The organism is Marinomonas sp. S3726 (genome assembly GCF_000967665.1).
Taxonomy (GTDB): domain Bacteria; phylum Pseudomonadota; class Gammaproteobacteria; order Pseudomonadales; family Marinomonadaceae; genus Marinomonas.
On the sequence record NZ_JXYC01000012.1, the window covers coordinates 241,875 to 258,527 of the forward strand.

The 16,653-nt window shown below is 38.3% G+C and carries 10 protein-coding genes; 6 read left to right on the top strand and 4 right to left on the bottom strand.

From position 1 onward, the window contains the following. Window positions 1-194: 194 nt before the first annotated feature. Entirely contained in the window at window positions 195-923 is a 729-nt protein-coding gene (locus tag TW85_RS11735) for a thioesterase domain-containing protein (RefSeq protein WP_046017300.1), read from the bottom strand. Between the two features lie 54 nt (window positions 924-977). After that, on the bottom strand, window positions 978-2,222 hold the full coding sequence (locus tag TW85_RS11740) for an MFS transporter (protein WP_046017301.1): 1,245 nt from the start codon (window positions 2,220-2,222) through the stop codon (window positions 978-980). A gap of 860 nt (window positions 2,223-3,082) precedes the next feature. Here TW85_RS11740 and TW85_RS11745 point away from each other — a divergent pair. Together TW85_RS11745 and TW85_RS11750 are read left to right on the top strand one after the other, a co-directional pair. Beyond that, a complete protein-coding gene (locus TW85_RS11745; protein WP_046017302.1) occupies window positions 3,083-6,556 on the top strand; it encodes a condensation domain-containing protein in 3,474 nt (1,157 codons plus the stop codon). After that, entirely contained in the window at window positions 6,553-9,702 is a 3,150-nt protein-coding gene (locus tag TW85_RS11750) for an AMP-binding protein (protein ID WP_052702116.1), read from the top strand. The genes TW85_RS11745 and TW85_RS11750 overlap by 4 nt, the downstream gene beginning before the upstream one ends. 46 nt (window positions 9,703-9,748) lie before the next feature. Here the strand turns inward: TW85_RS11750 and TW85_RS11755 are convergent, their stop codons facing one another. After that, window positions 9,749-10,963, bottom strand: coding sequence for a phosphoribosyltransferase family protein (locus TW85_RS11755; protein ID WP_046017303.1), 1,215 nt, complete (start codon window positions 10,961-10,963; stop codon window positions 9,749-9,751). Between the two features lie 571 nt (window positions 10,964-11,534). Between TW85_RS11755 and TW85_RS11760 the strand changes: the two genes are divergently transcribed. Beyond that, on the top strand, window positions 11,535-12,533 hold the full coding sequence (locus TW85_RS11760) for an Ldh family oxidoreductase (RefSeq protein WP_046017304.1): 999 nt from the start codon (window positions 11,535-11,537) through the stop codon (window positions 12,531-12,533). A gap of 140 nt (window positions 12,534-12,673) precedes the next feature. Here the strand turns inward: TW85_RS11760 and TW85_RS11765 are convergent, their stop codons facing one another. Continuing rightward, window positions 12,674-13,429 carry an IclR family transcriptional regulator gene (locus TW85_RS11765; RefSeq protein WP_157196938.1) on the bottom strand — a complete coding sequence of 252 codons (756 nt, stop codon included), beginning with the start codon at window positions 13,427-13,429 and terminating at the stop codon, window positions 12,674-12,676. Between the two features lie 187 nt (window positions 13,430-13,616). On the opposite strand from TW85_RS11765, the gene purU reads away from it, so the two are divergent. From purU to TW85_RS11780, 3 genes are read left to right on the top strand one after another with little or no spacing between them, the layout of a single operon-like run. Beyond that, on the top strand, window positions 13,617-14,471 hold the full coding sequence (gene purU / locus TW85_RS11770; RefSeq protein ID WP_046017441.1) for a formyltetrahydrofolate deformylase: 855 nt from the start codon (window positions 13,617-13,619) through the stop codon (window positions 14,469-14,471). Window positions 14,472-14,489: 18 nt separating this feature from the next. Beyond that, the gene (folD, locus tag TW85_RS11775; RefSeq protein ID WP_046017306.1) at window positions 14,490-15,353 is read left to right on the top strand and encodes a bifunctional methylenetetrahydrofolate dehydrogenase/methenyltetrahydrofolate cyclohydrolase FolD; all 864 of its coding nucleotides are present in this window, start codon (window positions 14,490-14,492) and stop codon (window positions 15,351-15,353) included. Between the two features lie 45 nt (window positions 15,354-15,398). Beyond that, a complete protein-coding gene (locus tag TW85_RS11780; RefSeq protein WP_046017307.1) occupies window positions 15,399-16,646 on the top strand; it encodes an FAD-dependent oxidoreductase in 1,248 nt (415 codons plus the stop codon). Window positions 16,647-16,653: the final 7 nt, after the last annotated feature.

Here is a 16,653-nt window from a genome sequence, read left to right on the forward strand (position 1 = left end):
AAGTGAATATGCTTAAATGAATAAAAAATTTAATATAAGTAATTGCTTATAAAGGAATAAACCTAAAAAATGATATAAATCATATTTTTAGGTTTGTAGGAAAATAAATATAGTGAGAATTAATTTCTTTATTATGAAAGATTTAATTCATCACTTTATTTGGTTTTTAATTTCTATGACGGCTTTTGCTTTGACTAAGGCTTTATTTTGGAGGAGATATTGAGAATTATGCGACACATTCTTTCTAGCATTACTTGTAATGTTGTTTGATCATTAAAGTAGAAGTGGCCGCCGGTCAGCGGGTAACAACCTTGCCAATTATAACTGTGGTTTTGCCAAGCATTCATTTGATCTAAATTGGCAATGTCTGGATCCTCCTTACCATAAAATGCTAATAAAGGCGTTTTAGTTTTTCTAATTTCATCTTTAAGCATCATGTCATTAAGATGAAAATCATTTCGTAATATATTTAAGAAGAAGTTCATTGCATCTTGGTTTTCTAGCAGCTCGGCTGGAACGCCATTGTAATGCTTGAGAGCCTTAATCATTCCTTCGCGTGTTAGAAACCGCTTTGGGGCCATATTTTTTGTATATTCCAACTCGGGTCTACCGCTTACAACTAATAGCTTAAGCTGATCATTTAGAGGTGTTTCTCTTATTTTTTTTTCTATTCGCCACAAAAGTGCTGCGCCAACACTATGACCAAATATAGCAAAAGCTTCGTCTCCATAGCTGATGATTTTATGAATCAGGGCTTCGGTAAGTATTTCTGGGTCGTGAATAAGTTTTTGCCTAACAAGCGTGCCATGGCCAGGGTATTCGAGAGGAATAATATTAATATTCTCTTGTGTTAGTTTATTCCATGATGAATATAAGGACGCGCTGCTACCTGCCGGTGGCAGGCAAAATAAATTAATTGTCATGATTTTTCCGTCAATCGTATGAGTAAATTTGTGTCTTAGTTAGTAAGAAAGGCTTTATGTTCTTTGTTGGGGAGTAGCTGGATATGCTTCGCTAGCTGCTTCGTCTTGCTTTAGCATCAGCCAGATAAAGATGGCGATAGCAAAAGTGATTATGGCGCCATAAGTCACAACTAGGTTATAACTTGAGTGTTTTGCTAAGGTCATGCTTAATGCTGAATAAGCAAAGCCTAACAAGGATGCATAACTAAACTGTAAAGCGAAGAAGGTGGCCTTGTGAACGGTCGGTGCAGCCTTATCCATTATCATAGTTGCTGTTATAACTAATAAGGCTGGGAAGCTTATAAAATGCACAGTAATTGCACTATAAACCATTAGTTTATCGGTATTTCCAAGTGTAATAGGTATCATGAGAATAAGTGCCAGTGTTTGAACTAAAGTGACGCTGACAAGAGATTTCACTCTACCCAAGTAAGAGATTAGAGGTGTAGCTAGCATTGCAGAAAATAGCCCAATTATTGAGCCGAAAATTTTTGTAGCAAATCCAATGTCTTCTAAAGCCCAGTTGTTATCTACAAGTAGTGGATTGAGTAAAGCGAATCCACAAGTTGAACCAATAGGGTAAAACGACATGACGATAAACCAGCGTTTATGTTGAATTATAAAAGGTTTTATATCCTTAAGAATGCTTTTGTGAATCAAGCTGTTTGTATTATCTATGGCTGTTTCTTCAGGCTCTTTGTAATAAATGATCTGAATTAATGAGACGCAAGTTAAAGTTGCCAATAGCCAAAGCGAACCGTGCCAATCTAGCCATGGATAAAGCATTAGAATGAGGCCGCCACCTATAATATTGCCTAATAAGTTTCCTGAAAATTGGATACTACTTGCAAATTTTCGGCTTGTTTCGTCAAAGAGTTTGCATGAAAGCCCATCAACAGATACGTCTTGGATGCTCATAAAAAATACATACACGCCAAGTGTAATTAGAATCCAGCTAAAATGTGTTTGTAGGTTTATGGCGCCAGCTGTTATTAAAAGCAGTGTCATGAATGCTTGCGCTAGAATGAGCCAACTACGATACCTTCCTTGAAAATGTAAGCGGTACTTATCAATGATAGGAGCGTAAAAAATCTTTCCTATTATTGGAATTGCAATAAGGTTTAACAAGGCTAATTTATCTAATGCGACCCCTTGCTGACGCAATATCGCCATAGCAGCAGAGATAATAAAAGCTAAACCTATGTACTGAGTAATATAGATGCTAGCTAGCATCATCCAAGGTTGCTTTTGATCTCTCATATACCGTTGTCCTTAACTTGATTTTAAATGAATGCTTTTCTAATGAATGGTTTTTGGGCTTCAGAGGAGAATAGATATGCAACAAAAACCCAATGATAATAATTATCATTTATATGATTTGTTTGGTCAATAGTGCATTTGCTAGTTGAGTGTTAAGGATTATAAGAATAAGTCCCTCTATCTCATTGTGTTGATAAAATCTCTAGATTTGTTGTGAGGCGGACAACTTAAAGGCCATTAAATAGATAAGGTCTTTAACTTAAATAAGTTTTTTCTATCACGCTGTTGGCTCTTTGAGAAATGCCTAATCGGCATTTCAGAAAAAGCGTTATTCTGCGTTGTCCCTTCTTGAAAAAATCCTAAATTAGATCAAAGCAATGCTTTCTCCCCTATACCTATAAAGCTAATTGAGAAAGGTTGGCTTAATCGTAGGTTCCTTAATTAATCGCTTTGAAATACGTCTAAGGCGGGGGGTTTTTATGTTACTTGGCTTAGTGTCTTCATTTTAATTTAAGGTCTCACATTTAAAACATTCCTTTAATTTGAGCTTTATTCTTTATTGCTTTGCTTCTCTGTTTTATTCATCCGCTAGATCCAGCTTGACTAGGTTTATGAAAAGCAATAGCATAAACGTCAGTTGCTAATGATTCTCATTTGTATTTAGGTTCAGTTCTCATTAGTTTCTATCAGTCAAAGCTTGAAGCAGTTAATAGAAGGTGACTCTGATAACGAATAGCGGCTTTTAAATTATTGGATATAAGTATTGTTTTTAGTGGGTGATTCATATGAATCAACACACATGATGGATGGGATTATATGTAAAAGTTCGAAAGAGCTTTTACCAAAGTAGGTAAAAAATAATGGAATTGGAAACAACAATAGCTGAGCAAGTAAAGCACACTTTAAACTTAGTTGATCAAACTATCCCACCTGATGCCAGTCTTATCGAGTTTGGCTTGCATTCTCTTGCGATAATGCAGTTAGTTGATGCGTTTCAACAGGAATATGATCGTGAATTAAATTATGTGGATTTTGCATCCATGCCAACGATACAGGATTGGGTTTCGTTACTGAGGGTGCCTGTGGAAACAAATAAAAAGGATGAAAACCTTGCTATTAAACAGGAAGCGAGCCATGACAACCTAGTACTAGCGCCAGCGGAAGGCTTAAAAGAGTCTCATCTATCTGAAATGCAATACTCATTCTGGGCTGGACAACAAGCAACAGATGTATCTGCACATCTTTATGTTGAATTTGATGGGGATAATATAGATCAAATCAAACTTGTTGAATCAATCCGAAATTTACTAAAAATACACCCTATGCTGAGGGCGGCCATTTCTAATACTGGTTCTCAAACAATTGCTGAGTTTGATCCTGATTATCAAATTAATATCGATGATATTCGTGAATGGGAGCCAATTGAAGTTGATCGCTTTTTAGAGGCCAAAAGGTATGATTTAGCTCATCAGGAATTAGCTATACAGCTTGGACAGGTAATACATTTTGATTTAACTCTTTTGCCCAACAAAAAGCATAGGTTACATATTGACGTAAATATGGCAGCAGCTGATGCGCCAAGTATTTTGTTAACTTATCAGAGTCTTGCTGCTTTGTACTCAGGTAAGTATGAGCACCTTAGTATGAGTAATCTAAGCTACTTTGATTATCTTGAGAGAGTTGAACAAGATGAAAAGTTAAAAGCAGCGGCAGAGAAAGACAGGTTATGGTGGCAAGCGCGTTTAGCAGATATTCCTCCACCGCCCAAGCTGCCCCTGATCGCAGAAAAATTTCGTCAAGATACCTATAAATGTGACAGTTTACATCATGTGTTTACTGCTCATGATAAGTCAGTGTTATCAAATTTGGCTCAAAAACATCAGGTAAGTTTATCTACACTGATGCTTACTGTGTTTTCTAATGTGGTAGGTAACTGGTCTAGCAGTAATCGTTTTAGATTAAACCTACCTATGTTTGGGCGTCAGCAATATGATGAAAATATTAATCAACTTGTAGGGGATTTCACCAACCTTATCATTTTTAGTGCTGAGTTAATTGATGAAGAGCCGTTAGGGCAAATGCTGCGACGCTTTGAAGAAGAGCGTGAACAAGTATTAGCCCATAATGCCTATTCTGGCATGAATGTAATGCGAGATTTATCTAAGTTAAACGAAGAAACTGAAGTGGCGCCTATTGTTTACACCTGTGGTTTTGGCCAAGGAGAGGTCGTTTCTGACCTAGTGAAAACTAGTTTAGGTAATCCTGTCTGGTGTGTCTCCCAGGGCCCAATGGTTGATCTAGATGTACAAGTGGCTGAACATAATAATGGTATCTTGGTGAACTGGGATGTTAGGACGGCAGCCTTTAAAGAAGGGGTTGTTGATAGTATGTTCGAGGCTTATTTAGCCTTAATTCATGCCCTTGTGTTTTCTAATGAAAACACAGAGTCAAGACTAAAACCGAAACTACCGCTAAAACAGCGTCAAGCCAGGCATGGTCTTGCTTTACCTAGCTATGAAATTAATTTTTCAGAGTCCTTTTTAGCAACTGGCTTTAGACAGCAAGTCTTTATAAATCCAAATCAAACCGCTCTAGTTATTGATAATGAAAAGCTTACTTATCAGATGCTATCAAGCAAGGTTAACCAAGCGTTAAATAGCCTAAAAGCCAAAGGCGTTGTTCAAGGAGATACCCTTGCTCTTAAACCGGTAGATGTCGCGTTTTATGTAGCTAGCGTGTTAGCGAGTTTGGAGCTTGGGGCTAATTTCATCCTATATCATCATGATGCTGCAGATTCAGAAAAAGCTAAAATACTGTCATCAGCTAACTATTTACTTTGTGACGAACATGATGAGCTTAGCCATGAAGCAGAGATAATTATCTATGAAGATATGTTTGATAACAGTGTTAGTCATGATCTTATTTGTGAAAATGACTTAACAGAATCTAGCTTAAATATCGCTAAATCTCATGCCTATTCTGTATATGATACAGAGGTAAAGTCATTAGTCGGGGTTAGTTATCAGTCATTAAGTGAAAAACTTGAAGAGGTAATTGATATATTCTCTTTTGACCAATCAAGCTGTTTGCTCTCTCTACATGAATATACCAATAAATCTGCATTAATGGATATTCTAGTTAGTTTGAGTAGCGGTGGCTCATTAATCTTGATGAGTGAATTGCAGCAATCGGATACGAATCAATGGCTAAAATTAATTAAAAATCATGCTATTAATTGCATCCATTGTCCGTCATTACGTTTGAGTGAGATGCTACTGAATGCTTCAAATAAAGCGTTATCACCTATTTCATTGGTGCTTTCGACAGGGCAAACCTTATCTTCTCATTGGGAAAAACTGAAGCGTCACAATAAAACTATGAATTTAGTGGCACTCCATGGTAACGAAAAGTATTTACCTTATATGAGCTACCAGGTTTGTGATGATTTAATTGTTAGTAAAAATGACTATCTTCCTATTGGTAAAGCCTTTGCTAATGCGTCATTTAAAGTGATAAATGAGCAAGGTGTTGAGTGCCCTGATTATGTTTTAGGGCAATTATGGGCGACACATAAAGGTATTAGTTTTGAGCGAGCTCATCTAGAAGGGGAGTGGCTGGCAACACATCAACATATGACTGCGTTTGATTGGCATAATACGGGTGAGTTTGCTTACTACCAGACGGATGGAAGTCTTGTTTCATCTGGCATCGCTGAAGATTTAATTACAATTCAAGGCTATAAAATTGAACCAAGCGAGTTGACCTCATTAGTTTTGACGCTTGAAGGTGTGCTTGATGCTAAATTTGTGAGTCAAACTGATCAAAATCAAGTCTTTAAAATGGTTGCAATTATTGCTGAAGAAGGCGTTGTCGACAGCAAAAAGGTGCATGCCAAGCTAGCCGAAGTTTTACCAAAGCATGCGTTACCTGATTACTACTATATAGCTGAGTCCCTGCCTTTAACACAAGATGGCGCTTTAGATAGTCACACTGTATTGAATCTATGTTTAAAACAAAGCCAAACACAGACAAGCATAGAGAATGAGTCTCCTCTTGAAGAGGCGGTTAGTTATATCTTTTCTAAAACCATTGGTGTTGATGTGAGTATAACGCGTCTTGATGATGATTTTTTTGAAAGTGGTGGCGACTCTTTATTGGCAACTCACTTAACCGCTACCTTGAACCAATATTTCAAAGGTAGCGAACTGACCATAGTTGATATTTTTGTCGAAAGAACACCAGAAAATATAGCTGCGAAAATTAAGGATAATATCCCTGAACTTGCTGACAAAATTGCGCAAGTTTTGCTTAAAGTATTAAGGAAGAAACAATGAGCATCATAACAAAAGAGCCTCTAAACCCGTTACAAAGAGCCTATTTGATGGGGCGAAGTGCTGCGGTTCCTCTTGGTGGTGTTGCTATGCATGATTTTAGAGAATTTAGATGTCAGATGAGTGAGTCTGAACTTAAAGAGATAATGCTGCCTCTAGTTAAAAAGCACTCTGTTTTAAGGACTTATATAGATGATGTCGCCTTAGAGAAACATGTCTATGACGAGGCTAATTTAAATATAAACTTTCATGATTATAGCCAAAATACGCAAGCGGAAGCAGATAAAAAAATAAACGAGTTAAGACAGCATTCTAGTCAATCTCAATTACCACTAGAAAAATCATTATGGGAAATGACACTCGTTCAAATACCTGTGCAAGACTGTGAGGGTAAAGCAACTTCAATTCTGTTCACTCGTTTTGATGGCTTAATTGTCGATGGCTACGCTATCTCTATTATTTTGAATGAGTTATTTAATGGTGAAGATAAACATAAGCCGATTAAAATGAGACAAATGCCGGTTAGCTACTTTGAAAATTTAGAATCTGATAAAGGTTACTGGAAAGAAAAGTTAGATACGATCGAAGAAGTTATTTCTCTACCTTGGAAGCAGGATTTAGATAGGATTACATCGCCAAGTTACAAACGAAAGGGCTTTGTGATTTCAGAGAGAAACTGGAAATCAATTTTGGCTCTCGGTGCAAAACAACGCTTATTACCTAACTCAATTCTGACAACGGCTTTATTTGAAGTATTAAGCTTATGGACGAGTGACAATTCTGTATTAGTGTCTATGCCAATTTCAAATTCAATTTTGCATTCAGACCTAAGCAATCATTCAAGCTTCATTGCATTAGCATACGAAAACTCAGAGCAAATAGGCTTTATTGATAAGGCTCGCGCTCTTCAAAAAGATGTACTTGAGGCAATGGGACATACAAGTTTTTCTGGGATCGAATTAGGGAAAATGTTACTCAAACAAACAGGTAAGCTTGTTAGCTTGCCTGTTGCCGTAACTAATGGTCTTAGTTGGGGAAGCAGTGCTTATCAAAATGCTGAATATGTGTCAGGCATTACACAAACACCCCAACTAGCGTTAGATATTCGTATTCATCAGACTGCTAATAATGATATAGCCATAGATTTTGATTTTGCCGAACAGGCTTTATCAGACTTGTTAATTAATGAATTGCTTCAAACCCTTGAAGGCTATCTCATTCAATTATCAGAGATTGATGATTTGGATAAGATTGGTTTACCAAATGTCGATGTTAAAAAAGCCACAGAAATGGCAAAACCATGGCAAGATCTAAAAGCGGATAGTGAACAGGTGCAAGATTACCTTGAGCAAATAAAGCAAAACTTGTATGAAAATCATATTGAAAATACCGCTTTAATTTATGACGACAAAGTAATTAGTTATCGTGAACTTGGTATAAATGTCGCTAAAATAGCGAATAAATTATCCTCTCTTAATGTTAAAAAGGGCGATGTTGTTGCTATTTGCTTAGTGAAAAGTCCTGAGCATATTGCGATTACTTTAGCTTGTTCCTTGGCTAACATAATCTGGTTACCTATTGATATGGATTCACCGACAGAGCGTATTCAATTTATGCTCAATAATTGTCGTGTAGATTTAATTATTAGTGATCAGGAATTGGGGTATGGTATTAAGACGCTAAATATTCATGAAACGCTTAATGACGAGAACCTTAGCGACACATTAGTTTGTGACCTTGTGTTTGATGGCCAGCCTGGATATTACCTTTATACATCCGGCAGTACAGGTACTCCAAAATGTGTTGTGATGAATCATCTTGCTACCGCAAATGTCGTAGAAGAAACAAATAGGACTTGGAAGCTTACGCGTAATGATGTGATGTTTTCCGCAACACCATTTCATCATGACATGTCCGTTTATGAGTTGTTTGCAGCAATGTCATTAGGGGCAAGTTTGGTAGTACCAACGAAAGAGCAAGCTAAGAGTGGCATGGATTGGGCGCGTCTTGTTGAAACTCATAAGGTATCAGTTTGGAGTTCAGTGCCCGCCATTGTCGATATGTTGCTTGTCTGTGCAGAACCCCACCAGTTAACGTCTCTTAAGCTAGTCTCCCAAGGGGGAGATTACGTGAAGCCTACTGTGATTGATAAGCTGCGCAAATATCTACCAAACACTAGACTGTTTTCAATTGGTGGACCAACAGAAACAACGATTTGGAATATCTGGCACGAAATCACTGCGCAAGATATTGATATCATTCCTTATGGAAGTTCCTTTAAATTTAATCGTTACTACATAATGAATGACAAGGGCCAACATTGCCCTAGCTTTGTCTCTGGTACCTTGTGTGCCTCTGGTGTCAACTTAGCAAATGGTTACTTAAAGGATGGTGTGATTAATCAAACTGATTATGAAACCTTAACAACGCCTGAAGGGCAGCAAGTGCGGGTATTTAAAACCAGTGATCGTGGCTTCTTCCGAGAAGATGGTAAAATTATTTTTTCTGGCCGTAAGCAAGGTTATCTTAAAATTAGAGGTGTAAGGATTGCATCATCTGAAGTTGAATTAGGTATGACTAAGCATCCATTAGTCAGAGATGCAATTGTAATGGCCTGCACTAATCCGCAATACCAGACAAATGAAATGGTTGTAACCTATGTCACAGAGGGTGATGCGGACATTTCAGTGACAGAGTTACGTCACTTTCTTAAAGGTAAATTACCAAACTCACATATTCCTTCAAGATGGCTGGCATTAGATGAATTTCCATTAACACGAAATAAAAAGGTAGATAGGAAGCGTCTTAAAGAAATGGCGGAAGCGAGATTTTACGATAATGAATTGCCAGCTGATGTGATTATAAATACGCAAAGTAAGTCTCAAACAAAGCCTGTTAGCAGCTTAGAGGCTCAAGTTATAAATGCTTTTTGTGATGTGCTTGATTTGAGTGCAGAAAGTATGACAGGTGATACGGAAATTTTAAGTTTAGATATAAGGCCAAAACAATTGGGTTTAATTGCTAAGCATTTATCGAAAAGTATGAATCTGGATGTGAACTTATATACATTAGCTAAAGCAACAAGCTTAACTGATGTTGCGAGTGCTTTATCAAAAATGCCAGCGCCTAGTTTAGATGCGGTGAATTAAATTTTACCCCTCTCTCACGAAATTTTCGTAAGAGAGGGGATAAATCTTAAACTTTCTTCAACTCATGTAGCTCTTCACTAAACCAAATTTTGCGTTTGAAGCGAGGGTTCTTAGAAGACATATCTATCTTGTAAGGGTTTTGCTCAGGGCTTTGAGGTAAATCTAGAATGTTACACAGTTCTTGAGCTAACCATTTTTCTACTTTAAGTACGACCATCTTCTTACGTAGACGACCTTGTACATCACGGTTAAGAATAGTTGGTAAAGTATTAAGGGTTAGGATTTCACCAAGTGCAGGGTGGGCCATTTTTTGACGACCTTCTTCACTAGCATAAAAGTGAGAAACAGCAAAAACCATACGCTCTGGGTTGATCTTTTGTAAGAACTGGCATGATTTAACAACGGTAGAGCCTGTACGTACCATGTCGTCAAATAAGATAATGCTAGCACCATCTAGACCATCAAATGTGTGCTCACTTTCTTTATGAAGAGTGATCTCAACTTTACGTTCAGCAGTACGTTCTTTATCTAGCATGATAAATTTCGCTTTGCTAAGACCTAATGTATTAAACATTTTTTGTACAAAACTACGAGCGCCTTTGTCTGGTGCACAAAGTACTAAGCCTTCACCATCTTCTCCATAATCCAAAATATTTGAGTTAAGCAGGTAGTGTGAATAAATTTCGTAAGGAATTAGGTTGTGAAAATCACCATTGAAAACTTCAGTGAAAATTTTCTGAACTGAATCTGAGTGGTTATGAATCGTCATCACGGTATCCACGCCAGAAAGTTTTAGCATTTGTGCATATAGCTTAGCGGTGAAAGGCTGACCATCAAACTTTTTAATATCGTTGATATCACGATCAAAGCTTGTTTCTCCTAGGTCTTTAGATGGGCCACGATCCTGTGCGCTGTAAAATAAATCTGGCTCAACCAAAATGACACGCGCTGCACCATTTTCTTTCGCTGCCCTAGCAATAATTAAGTTTGTCATTGCTAATTCTTGACGACTTTTAACTAGGCTACCTGTACTCACAATAACAACAGACTTACCTTTTAATTTGAAGCCAATATTCTCGAAATCTGACTCGTCAGAAATAAAACGAGGGCAGAACTCTGAGTTCATAAATTGCTTCATACTGATGATATCAGCGATGTCATCGTGCTGGCCCATGGCATAGGCTACATCAATAGCAAAAGGGTTATCGGAAGAGTTGCTTACTACTACGACATTAGATGACTGTTTTGTCGACAAAGTCATGAGAGATCCTTTGTTAGGGATAGGAGATTTGCGCAGATTCTAATACTTGTTAGCCTTATGCGATAGGGTCATTTTGCAGAAAGTTTAAAATTTTATTTAAGTTATTTAAAGAATTAATGAGTTAGCTTAAAAGTTTGCGAAACTCTTGATATTACTGACCTTTAGGTCAAATTTCTAATTGGTGTTTTAGTAGACAATTTCGCAAAGTAGCGAAGTGTTTTGAACATAGTTTACGTCGCAATAAGAGTTATATCGTGGGAATACAAGATTTATATATGAAATTTATCTTTGTATCTTAATATTCGTTGCTGATATAGCGGTTCACATTCTTACATTTTACATTGAATATAAATTCTCATACTTAAGCTCATACCCCTTAAATAAGGGCTTGTTAACCTACTTATATAAGAAGAAGCTAAAAAACGGATTTGTTTTATAGTGATGCTTATGACGCAATAAAACTTTCTTATTTGATAAGAGATTAAGCTTTCCTATTAAATCGATTGATTAAATTCGCTAATTTTTTGCTTAGCAAAGACTTTTTAGAACACTATTTAAAATCGAGGAACAGATGGCTGAAGAAAAAATAATTATACCTCTAGACGAAATTGAGCAGAAAACAGCGCAAGCTTTAATCGCCCATGGCGCGGTAAATTGGGTTGCAGCTGAAGTAGCTAAGGCAGTAAGGCAAGCAGAGTCTGTGGGTAACATGATTTGCGGTCTTTTCTATCTAGATAGTTATTGTACACAACTTAAAACGGGCAGAGTGAAAGGGGATGTAGACCCGATTGTAAGCCAACCAAAATCATCTGCGGTGGAAGTAGATGCACAACTTGGTTTTGCTCAAGCAGCCTTCGCAAAAGGTTTTGAAAAAGCGATTTCAGTGGCAAAAGAAAATGGTATCGCTTCTTTAGCCATTAGACATTCACATACTTGTACCTCAATGGGGTATTTTACTGAGCAAATTGCTAATGCCGGTTTAATTGCGGTTGGTATGACGAATGCCCCAGCATGTGTTTCTCCACCAGGCGGTTCAAAAGCAGTACTAGGAACCAACCCTATTTCGATGGCGGTTCCAGCAAAAGAGGGTGGTATATCATTTAAATTTGATCAATCGACCAGTGCGATAGCAATTGGCAAAATTCGTATTGCTGCAGCGGCAGGTGAGAAGATTCCTTTTGGTTGGGCTGTCGATAAAAATGGTGAACCAACGGATGATCCGGTAGCAGGCCTTGAAGGCTCGCTTGTTTCTGCAGGTGGTTATAAAGGATATGGCTTCGGTTTGATGGCGGAAATTTTCGCCGCTGCTGTAACTGGATCAAATAATAGTGTGAATACGCCGCCGCTTAAAGCTGCTGAGGGTGGTCCACATGATCTTGGCCAATTTTACTTCTTATTAGACCCTACCGTTTATTCGGGTGATGCATTCTGGGATAGACTCGAAACACTAGAAGAGGCAGTAAGTAGCCAATCAAATGCAAGATTACCTGGCTCTAACAAAGAAGCCGTTTCTGAAGTTGCTATAAGTAAAGTTCTTTGGGATACCGTGCTAGATTTAGCATCTAAATAATGGTTTGAAATAACCAAGAATTTATTTAAGTATGCTTAGGTAATTTTTACGTAATCTCTTAATCCCAGTGTTTTGCACTGGGATTTTTGTTTTTAAGAGTTATACAAATGATTTAGAAGGAGTGAGTTAAAAGGATAGAGCTAAGACGCTAGCCTAGAAATGGCGCTAGCTGTTGCGAGTAATTGTTCTTTTGCATTTTCAAACTGGTCTTGGTTGTTCATGATCTGATCAGCACCTGAGATATTAATTGCCGCTATTGTCTGGCCAAGGTAGTTGGTAATAGGCGCTGCAATGGCTGTGGCATTATCAGAGCGATTACTGGAGAAACCTTGCCCCCATTCTACTTTTAAAAGTTTTTTAAGCTCAGGTAGGGACTGCGGATGTGGTCCTGGATAAATATCAAGCTGAAGCGTTTGATACATAGCATTTAATTCAATATCACTAAGCTGCTGCAATAAAACACGACCCATAGCATTAGTATGACAAGGTAGTCTTGAGCCAAGAGGAATATTAACGGATAAGCGTTGAGATGCCTGAGCGCGATAAATGTATATGGTTTCTAAGCCATCACGAATACCAAGGTGACAAGAAATAGAGGCATTGTCTCTAAGTTCATTGATGTATGGTGATGCGATATCAACTAAATCTCTACCGGCTAGGAATGCAAAGCCACGGGAGACAACTTGTGGTCCTAGTTCATAGGCATTTCTGGTTACCTTCTTTAAATAGCCCATATCTAACAGTGTTTGCACAATACGGTAGGTTGAGGAAGCACTAACACCAAGATGTTCAGCAAAATCTTGCGTATTTAATACTCTTTTATCTCTATTAAACATCTCAATGATCTGTAGTCCTCGAGATAATGCTGGTACGTGGTATTCAGGGCTATTACTCATAGTTAATTCCATATTTGATCAAAAATTTCATATATAAATTACTTTTTGCATTTTATGCCATTTTTTGAGTTTTTACTTTCAAAAATGATTTATTTAAATATATTTGAATCTAATGGAATTGAAAAGCATGATTTTTGTGTTTTTAAATTCATATTTGAATAAAAGCTTTATATGTGGGGATATTGTTGTGGCTAAAGAGTTCGTATTAAAAGCATCTTGTGATGCAGCTAGCGGTATTGTGGCTGCTGTTTCAACTTACTTAGCAGATCATGGTTGTTACATTGCAGAAATGCACCAGTTTGACGATGAAGATAGTCAGCATTTTTATATGCGCGCTGTTTGTCGAATTGAAGGTGACGACAACACGATTGCATCAATTCGAGATGGTTTTAATGAGCAGGTCTCTCGATTCAATATGGACTGGGAAATCGTTGGTAGTGATGAGCCGGTTAAAGTGCTGATCATGGTGAGTAAATTTGACCACTGCTTGGACGATCTTTTATATCGCCATCGTAAAGGCGAGTTGCCAATGGAAATTACTGCGATAGTGTCGAACCATAAAGACCTGAGACCTATGGCAGAGCGTGAAGGGATTCGTTTTGTTCACTTACCTGTTAATAAAGAAAATAAAGCGAAGCAAGAAGCGGCTTTGTTAGACATTATTTCTGAAACAGAAACAGATCTCGTTGTATTAGCCCGTTATATGCAAATTCTATCTGATTCGCTTTGTCAGAAACTAAACGGTAAAGCGATCAACATCCACCATTCATTCCTACCAGGCTTCAAAGGTGCTAAACCATATCACCAAGCACATGAGCGTGGCGTTAAGCTTATTGGTGCAACTGCACACTATGTCACATCAGATTTAGATGAAGGTCCAATCATCGAACAATCTGTACAACCTGTTGATCATACTTATTCTCCAGAGCGCCTTGTAGCAGTTGGTCGTGATACTGAAACAGTTGCACTTGCAAATGCGGTAAGAATGCATCTTGAACATCGTGTTTTCATGTATGGCAATAAATCTATTGTTTTCAAATAGGCTTGTGGGGTAAGTGTTATGACAGTTCGGATTGATGGTAAAGCCCTGGCCGATGAAATTGTTGAAAAAGTAGCGCTCGATGTTGTTGCTTTTAAACGTGACCATAAGGTTACGCCTGGATTAGCTGTTGTGCTGGTGGGTGAAGATCCTGCAAGTGCAGTGTATGTACGAAATAAAGTAAAGAGAGCCAATCAGGCTGGCTTGAACTCAACAGAGCACTATTTGGCAAAGGATACCAGTCAAGAAGAGCTGGATAACCTAATTAGCCAGCTTAATAACGATGAAAGTGTACATGGTATTTTGGTACAGCTGCCTTTACCAAAACATCTAGATGAAAGCCATGTTATTGAAGCAATTTCACCAGCTAAAGATGTAGATGGTTTCCATCCGCAGAATGTCGGTAATTTAGTGACTGGTCAGAAGTCACTTATTCCATGTACCCCTTTAGGTTGCATGATCATGCTTAATCGCGAAATTGATGATTTATCTGGAAAAAATGCGGTGGTAATTGGCCGTTCAAATATTGTTGGTAAACCAATGGCAAGTTTGCTTTTACAGGCAAATTGTACGGTAACGACAGTCCACTCTAAAACTCAAGATATTGAGTCGATTTGCCGTAATGCAGATATTTTAGTTGCCGCAGTAGGTCAAGCTCTTCTTGTAAAAAAAGAATGGGTTAAGCCTGGTGCAGTGATTATTGATGTAGGGATAAATTCAGTTGAGGTAGAGGGTAAGAGACGTTTGTTAGGGGATGTTGATTACGATCAAGTCTCAAGCATAGCGGGAGCGATTACACCTGTGCCCGGCGGTGTCGGGCCAATGACAATTGCATGTCTGATGCAAAACACTTTAACCGCAGCTCAGCACCAATTAGGTGTTTAAAAAGACTGATGTTAATTCGATTTTTTCTTTAACGAGGATTTTTTCATGCCTTTTTCCTTGCTGAAATATGGTTTAAAAAACGACTATCCATTTGAAAATGATGTGGATTTACCAGCACCAACAGATTTAAAAAAACATTATGACGTTGTCATAATTGGTGGTGGTGGTCATGGTGTTGCAACTGCTTATTATCTTGCTAAGTATCACGGTATTACAAATATCGCGATTCTAGAAAAAGGATATCTAGGTGGCGGTAATACGGCACGTAATACGGCGGTTATTCGATCTAATTACCTAACCTCAGAAGGGGTGAAGTTTTATACCGAATCAGTTGATCTATTTAAACAGCTATCGAACGAGTTTGACTTTAATATCATGTATTCATCTCGCGGTCAGTTAACACTTGCCCATACCGATGCTGCGGTAAGATCTTTTAGGCAGCGAACTGAAGTGAATACACATTTTGGTGGCAAAACTGAGCTGATTGACCCACAGCAAATCAAAGAGCTTGTACCCACTTTGAATATGAATCCAGCTGATATGCCCGTCTTGGCTGGCTTATGGCATATCGATGGTGCGACAGCTCGCCATGATGCTGTGGCTTGGGGTTATGCAAAAGGTGCGACTCAAAGAGGTGTTGAATTGCACCAACTCACTGAAGTTGTTGATGTTATTACTGAGAATAACAAGGTTACTGGCGTTAAAACTAACCGAGGCACAGTGAATTGCGGTTGCGTTGTGCAAGCGGTAGCAGGGCATAGCTCAATTGTTGCTGCAATGGCAGGCATTAAAATGCCAATTACCACTTATCCCCTGCAGGCTATGGTAACTCAACCGATTAAACCATTTCTTGACCCGCTAGTTAGCTCCTCTGCGTTGCATTGCTATGTTCAGCAAACTGGTCGAGGTGAAATTGTTTTTGGTGGTGGCTCAGATCCTTATCCTCTTTATAACACTCGCTCTACCTTAGATTTGAAAGAAAGTTTGCTGGCTAGTGCGATTGAAATGTTCCCTTTCATGGCGAATTTGAAGCTTATGCGTCAATGGGCGGGTATCACAGACATGACATCAGACTACAGCCCAATTATGGGGTTAAGTCCTATTGATAATTACTACCTAGATGCAGGTTGGGGGACTTGGGGCTTCAAGTCGACACCTATTTGTGGAAAAACAATGGCAGAACTGGTCGCAAGTGGTGGCAAAGTGCCTGATTTAATTAAGCCATTTTCTATGGATAGGTTCGATGTTTTCCGCCAGGTAAATGAAATGGGCGCAACGGCTGCTAGCCATTAAGGGGTTA

Bases quoted from the DNA above. Each gene is read 5' to 3' on its own strand.
- TW85_RS11735 (WP_046017300.1), bottom strand. From the start codon at position 923: ATGACAATTAATTTATTTTGCCTGCCACCGGCAGGTAGCAGCGCGTCC.
- TW85_RS11740 (WP_046017301.1), bottom strand. From the start codon at position 2,222: ATGAGAGATCAAAAGCAACCTTGGATGATGCTAGCTAGCATCTATATT.
- TW85_RS11745 (WP_046017302.1), top strand. From the start codon at position 3,083: ATGGAATTGGAAACAACAATAGCTGAGCAAGTAAAGCACACTTTAAAC.
- TW85_RS11750 (WP_052702116.1), top strand. From the start codon at position 6,553: ATGAGCATCATAACAAAAGAGCCTCTAAACCCGTTACAAAGAGCCTAT.
- TW85_RS11755 (WP_046017303.1), bottom strand. From the start codon at position 10,963: ATGACTTTGTCGACAAAACAGTCATCTAATGTCGTAGTAGTAAGCAAC.
- TW85_RS11760 (WP_046017304.1), top strand. From the start codon at position 11,535: ATGGCTGAAGAAAAAATAATTATACCTCTAGACGAAATTGAGCAGAAA.
- TW85_RS11765 (WP_157196938.1), bottom strand. From the start codon at position 13,429: ATGAGTAATAGCCCTGAATACCACGTACCAGCATTATCTCGAGGACTA.
- folD (WP_046017306.1), top strand. From the start codon at position 14,490: ATGACAGTTCGGATTGATGGTAAAGCCCTGGCCGATGAAATTGTTGAA.
- TW85_RS11780 (WP_046017307.1), top strand. From the start codon at position 15,399: ATGCCTTTTTCCTTGCTGAAATATGGTTTAAAAAACGACTATCCATTT.